This is a genomic window from Stenotrophomonas sp. 2YAF22 (assembly GCF_052114665.1).
Classification (GTDB): domain Bacteria; phylum Pseudomonadota; class Gammaproteobacteria; order Xanthomonadales; family Xanthomonadaceae; genus Stenotrophomonas; species Stenotrophomonas indicatrix.
The window spans coordinates 1-1050 of record NZ_JBFRFE010000928.1; the positions used below are offsets into that span (position 1 = coordinate 1).

Genomic DNA, 1050 nt, shown 5'->3' on the forward strand with positions numbered 1-1050 from the left:
GGCCTATGGCTGCCAGGGGCACGAGGTGACGGCGATCGAGCAGTTCATTCCGCGGTGAAGGCCGCTTCCAGGGTCGGAATGAACTGCTCGATCGCCGTCACCTCGTGCCCCTGGCAGCCATAGGCCTCGGCGTATTTGACGAAATCCGGATTGCCGAAGGTCATCCCGTAGTCGGCGAAACCATCCACCGCCTGCTTCCAGCGGATCATCCCGTAGGCGCCGTCGTTGAGGATCAGCACCACCAGGTTCAGGCCCAGCCGCCGCGCGGTCTCCAGCTCTTGGCTGTTCATCATGAAACCGCCATCGCCACACACCGCCAGCACGCGGCGCTGCGGGTACAGGATCGAGGCCATGATCGCCGACGGCAGCCCCGCGCCCATCGTTGCCAATGCGTTGTCCAGCAGCAGTGTATTGGCAACCTGGGTGCGGTAGTTGCGCGCGAACCAGATCTTGTACATGCCATTGTCCAGCGCCACGATGCCATCCGGCGGCATCACCTGGCGCACGTCATGCACCAGCCGCTGCGGCGTGAAACCGGCCTCTTCGGCGCGATCAGCGATGTGCTCCAGGATCGTCGCGCGCAACGGCAGCAGTGCAGCGGCGTTCTCCACCTTGCCCTCGATACGGTCGGCCAGCAGGGTCAGCGAGCGGCCGATATCGCCGATCACCTCCACCTGCGGGAAGTACACCTGCTCCACCGCGGCCTGCGAATAGCCAATGTGGATGACCGTGCGGCCACCCGGGCGCATCACGAAGGGCGGCTTCTCCGTCACCTCGTGGCCGATGGTCACGATCACGTCGGCCTGGTCGATGGCCATGTGCACGTAATCGCGCTCGCTCAGTGCCGCCGTGCCCATGTACAGGCCCGAGCCACCGGCCACCGCGCCCTTGCCCATCTGCGTGGTGACGAACGGGATGCCGGCGCGCAGCACGAAGGCCGACAGCGCTTCGCTGGACTGCGGCCGCGATGCTGCCGAGGCGATCACCAGCAGCGGCCGCTTTGCATCGCGGATGATCTGCGCCGCACGGTCCAGCGCCTCGGGACTGGCG

1 pseudogene is annotated in these 1050 nt (G+C 66.3%); it reads right to left on the reverse strand.

Annotated elements, in window-relative coordinates:
• Positions 1–56: 56 nt before the first annotated feature.
• Positions 57–1050, reverse strand: a pseudogene (locus AB4Y84_RS22330) (thiamine pyrophosphate-dependent enzyme); the annotation flags it as partial.